This window comes from Petrotoga halophila DSM 16923 (assembly GCF_002924615.1).
Genome location: NZ_JALY01000212.1, coordinates 1 through 4,853, shown reverse-complemented (window position 1 = coordinate 4,853; position 4,853 = coordinate 1). Strand labels below are relative to the sequence as shown.

5 protein-coding genes are annotated in these 4,853 nt (G+C 34.4%); 2 read left to right on the top strand and 3 right to left on the bottom strand.

The annotated features are described in order from the left end of the window. On the bottom strand, positions 1-219 hold a 219-nt coding region (locus AA81_RS10420), incomplete at its 3' end, for a hypothetical protein (protein WP_146050383.1). Positions 220-573: 354 nt separating this feature from the next. Between AA81_RS10420 and AA81_RS10415 the strand changes: the two genes are divergently transcribed. Next, positions 574-1,341, top strand: coding sequence for a ZIP family metal transporter (locus tag AA81_RS10415; RefSeq protein ID WP_103898953.1), 768 nt, complete (start codon positions 574-576; stop codon positions 1,339-1,341). 88 nt (positions 1,342-1,429) lie between these two features. Beyond that, the gene (locus AA81_RS10410) at positions 1,430-2,218 is read left to right on the top strand and encodes a sulfite exporter TauE/SafE family protein (protein WP_103079014.1); all 789 of its coding nucleotides are present in this window, start codon (positions 1,430-1,432) and stop codon (positions 2,216-2,218) included. Here the strand turns inward: AA81_RS10410 and AA81_RS10405 are convergent. Together AA81_RS10405 and AA81_RS10400 are read right to left on the bottom strand one after the other, a co-directional pair. Then, on the bottom strand, positions 2,215-3,684 hold the full coding sequence (locus tag AA81_RS10405; RefSeq protein WP_103898952.1) for a GGDEF domain-containing protein: 1,470 nt from the start codon (positions 3,682-3,684) through the stop codon (positions 2,215-2,217). The two genes, AA81_RS10410 and AA81_RS10405, sit on opposite strands and share 4 nt — an antisense overlap. A 5-nt stretch (positions 3,685-3,689) precedes the next feature. After that, positions 3,690-4,847, bottom strand: coding sequence for a 2-oxoacid:acceptor oxidoreductase subunit alpha (locus tag AA81_RS10400; protein ID WP_103898954.1), 1,158 nt, complete (start codon positions 4,845-4,847; stop codon positions 3,690-3,692). Between the last annotated feature and the right edge of the window lie 6 nt (positions 4,848-4,853).

Sequence of the window (4,853 nt, the reverse complement as noted above, 5' to 3'; positions counted from 1 at the left end):
ATCTCTCTCGTTTTCTGTTAATATTTCCACCTTGGTTGCAAAATCCACGGAAAGGTCTTCGTAAATAGTAAATGTAATATCTCTTGATATTACTTGAAACTGAGGCTGAAGATTTCTGTACATAAAAAATTGAAAAATAGCTAACCCAGCAAAGAAAATTAATGTTATGATTATGAAATTAAAGCTATTACCCCTTTTGTGATTTTGATCGTTAGCCATGTGATTCCTCCTAATTTATGGTCTTTAATCTGTCGGTTACTTTTTATTATAACATAAATCGAATGCTTTTTTAAAGGGCTAATAATTTAATCAATACCCCGTATAAATTTCTCCCCTTAGCCCCAGCCTACCCCGAAGAATCATTAAATTATATCAAATATAACAAAAAGTTGCAATCGTAATTCTAACTTAAAGTTATATCGGTTGTAATATCTACACAATGCAGAGATATTATAATTAAGGATTGTTGTGGGATAAAAAGCTACTTTCTGAAAGAATATTAATGAGCTTTTGAAATTAATATTCTTCACGAAATTCACAAAACTAAAAAAACAACCTACAAGGAGGGCTAAGATGAACGAATTAACCAGTTCTCAAATATGGATATTTGGAACCCTAGCAAGTCTAATCGCTGGACTTGCCACTTCAATAGGAGCTATTCCAGTGTTGTTTTTCAAAAAAGAGTTAAGCGAAAAAAATTTAGATATGTTTTTAGGTTTTGCTGCCGGGGTTATGCTTGCAGCTACTGTTTTTTCACTTATAATTCCATCTTTAGACACAGGTGGAATTTTAATAACTATTTTAGGAATCTTTCTTGGCGCGCTTGCTATTGAATTAATGGATACCTTCTCTCCTCATGAACATTTCTTAAAAGGACACGAAGGGCCTGAATTGGCACGCTTAAAGAAAATATGGCTGTTCGTCATAGCAATAACTCTTCATAACTTTCCAGAAGGAATGGCTGTAGGGGTGAGCTTTGGTGGTGGAATGATCGCTAATGGCATTACTGTAGCCGTTGCTATTGGATTACAAAACATCCCAGAAGGAACAGCAACAGCTTTCTCTTTGATTAAAGCAAATTACTCAAGAAAACAAAGCTTCTTTTGGAGTTTTTTAACAGGATTAGTTGAACCTATAGGAGGTTTACTTGGAGCATCTCTAGTGGTCTTAATACAACCGGCCTTGCCTTTTTTTCTTTCATTTGCGGGAGGGGCTATGCTATACGTTATTAGCGATGAGATAATTCCAGAGACGCATTCTCATGGATATGAAAGAACCGCTACTTTTTCACTGATTTTTGGCTTTTTGCTGATGCTGGTGCTCGATGTAGCCTTGGGCTAAAAAATATTTTTTGATAAGTTAATTTTCAAAATCCGTATTTTAGAGTTTTTAAAAACACTATAAAAAATATTTGGGAGGTCAAAAAAATATGATAAGTCAATACCTAATCTCAGTTCTAGCCGGTTGGGGCGCTGGAGCTGTTACAGGAATAATTGGAGCAAGTGCTGCAGCGGTGATTGTACCAGTTTTAATAACTTTTTTAGATATTCCAACTTTTGAAGCTATAGGAATAAGTTTAGCAACGGATGTGGTGGCATCGTTGGTAGCAGCAAATACTTATAGAAGAAACGGAAATATTGATTTAAAATCTGGATTACAGATGGCAATAAGTGCAATTGTGGGGGCTATAATTGGAAGTTGGATTTCTTCATATGTTCCTTCAGCCAGATTAGGAGGATTTACCGGAGTTGCAATCTTATTAATCGGTATAAATTTCATAAGGAAGCCTTTACATCAAAGAATACAAACTATTCAAGAAAAACATAAAAATGATCCAAATATAAGTAATGTCAAAAGAATTACTAGCTCAATACTTTGGGGTTTGTTAATCGGATTTATAGCTGGTTTTGTCGGTGCAGGCGGCGGAGTAATGATACTTCTTATACTTACACTGGTTTTAAGATACAAAATTCACGTTGCAGTAGGAACTTCTGTTCTGATAATGGCTTTTACAGCATTATCTGGTGCTGTTTCTCATGCGTTGTATGCTCCAATCCCTTGGAATTTGTTAGCTTTCGCGGTTGTAGGTGGTGCTTTAGGTTCAAAAATGGCTGCAATATTCGCTAATAGCGTTTCGGAAGAAAAACTTAGCAAAATTGCTGGAGTAGCATTTATCCTTTTAGGGGCGATGACAATTATAGACGGTATAATATCTTAATTGATCATAATTTTATTTTTTCCTTGCCCTTTTGCCATGTATAGATTTTGGTCGGCAATTTTGAAAAGTAAATCTATTTCATGGCTGTTACCATACGCTACTCCGGCTGAAAAAGTGATATTCATGGTTTCTTTTAGTTTACGGTTTATTCTTTTCAAAATAGAATATATCTCTTCTTTTTTAACAACTTCCAAAATTATTACGAATTCATCACCACCATATCTGAATATACTATCTTTTTTTCTCAAATTATCAACACATAGTTGTGCAAATCCTTTTAAGAGTTTGTCTCCTTCTTCGTGGCCATAGGTATCGTTTACCTCTTTGAAGTTGTCTAAATCAATGACAACTAAGGCTATTTGCTGATTTTTTAGATATTTTATAGAAGAAATATAATTTTCGTAACTTCTTCTGTTCCCGACCTTTGTAAGAGGATCTATCTGAGCATCTTTTTTTAATAAACTCTGATAAATTTTATTTTGCCACATCATCCAACTTTCTTTAGCATAATAATCTAGAATTTCCAGTTGATCATCTGTTATCGGTTTCCCGTTGTATCTATTATCGCAAAGATAAAAAGCAAGTCTTCCATCGTCTATTTCTATTGGTGAAATAGCTACTTCTCCCTTTAAATCGAGTAAATTTACGATCATCTCATTAAATCGACTTACAGGTAATTTAATAGTAGCATTCGACTCAATTGAGTACTTAAAAAGATCATTGTTTACCAACAATTCTTTTTTAAAAGTAATTCCTTTTATCTTTTTCTCTAAATTTGAAAAATAATTCATTTTAGATTTATATTGAGACAAATATGATTCTATATTTCTCTCAAGTGTTTCAAACTTTTCATAAGTTTTGTCAGCTTCTCTATCACTTTCAGGTCCAATAACTCTATGGACCTTGAAATCACCACTGTCTTCAACAAATAAGATAGCCCTATTAAATCCTCCTGCAAAGCCGCCTGTTATCGCTGTCATAGTTATATATAACATTTCATCTATAGACGTTTCAGGTTTATACCCTTTTTCCAATATGATTTTTGAAGCCCGGAATACATTGGCTATTTTTGAGGAATTGAGTAGGATATCTGTAAGCATTGATCCTAATAATGTGGAAGAATTTTTAATTATCTCATATACTACTATGCTTTCCTCTTTTTGAAGTGTTTCGTAATTAATTTCAACTACGATCTCCATTTGGAATCTTTTTAGTTCTACTTTTTGTTCTTCTATGCAATTAGTCTCTTCTATGCTTTTTATAGTGAAAATTGAGAATGAATTGCATATCTTTATTAATTTATACAAATTATCTGGTACTTTGAATGGATCAGAATGAATTTTAATCATCACTTCAAAATCAAAAAGAACTTCTTTTGTGAAGTTTTCAAGTAAAAGCGTAACACCTGGATTTACATAAGCAGACTTGATTTTTGGTTGATACTTTTCTGGCAATTTTACATTCATTTTATTTACATCTCCGTAATCTGAACCCACATTTTCATGATTACTTCTAATATTTCATCAGGTGTAATCAACTCACCGCTAGTTTTCGTTAAAGATTCGACATGTTTGTTCAATTTATTCAATCGTGACATCTCTTTAGCGTACTGGCCTGTATTCATCTCTGGAACGATTATACTTTGAGCACTTTTAAATATTAATTTAAGTCGTGAGGTTGGCATTGGCCAAATAGTGATAGGTTTAAAGAAACCAACAGGAATTTTATCTGATCTCGCTTGTTTAACCGCCTTCAAGGCACTCCTAGCAACGCTCCCATATGCAACTACTACTATATCAGCATCTTGTAGCATATACTCATTATAAATAGAAATTTCCTCAGCAGATAATCTAATTTTTGAATCCAAATGTTCTATCACTTTTGATATGGTGCTGGGGTCCCTAATTGGAAAGCCACTTTCATCATGAACAAGACCAGAAACATGAAATCTTGTTTTCCCCATTTCAACTAATGGATTTACCGCAAATTGCTCCTCTAAATCAAAAGGTAAAAATAATTCTTCCTCTCCTAAATCGACTTCCTTTAATCTTTCGACAATCTGTGGATTCTCTTTCTCGTAATCGAAATACACGTTTTCTCTCATATGTGCTAAAGTTTCATCCAAAACCAAAATAACCGGTGTTCTGTATTTTTCTGCATAATTGAACGCTGTGACAGTATATGTATAAACTTCTTCCACTGTAGAAGGATATATCGCAATAATTTGGTGATCTCCATGAGTTCCCCACCGTATCTGCATTATATCTCCTTGAGAGGGCTTTGTAGGAAGCCCTGTGCTTGGACCACCTCTCATAACATCAACAAACACGCAGGGTACCTCTGTCATAATGGCGTATCCTAAAGCTTCTTGCATAAGTGAAAATCCGGGACCACTAGTAGCAGTCATGGATTTTACACCTGCAAGAGAAGCACCTATTATAGCAGCTGCACTTCCGAGCTCGTCCTCCATTTGTATAAAAGTTCCTCCAACCTTTGGCAATTCTCTAGACAAATATTCAGCAATTTCAGTTGATGGTGTAATCGGATAACCAGCAAAAAAACGACATCCTGCCTTTATAGCAGCCATTCCAACCGCTTCATTGCCTTGTAAAAAAAGCATTTTTCCCATTAAGTT

Coding starts and splice junctions, on each gene's coding strand:
- AA81_RS10415 (WP_103898953.1), top strand. CDS start 574: ATGAACGAATTAACCAGTTCTCAAATATGGATATTTGGAACCCTAGCA.
- AA81_RS10410 (WP_103079014.1), top strand. CDS start 1,430: ATGATAAGTCAATACCTAATCTCAGTTCTAGCCGGTTGGGGCGCTGGA.
- AA81_RS10405 (WP_103898952.1), bottom strand. CDS start 3,684: ATGAATGTAAAATTGCCAGAAAAGTATCAACCAAAAATCAAGTCTGCT.
- AA81_RS10400 (WP_103898954.1), bottom strand. CDS start 4,847: ATGGGAAAAATGCTTTTTTTACAAGGCAATGAAGCGGTTGGAATGGCT.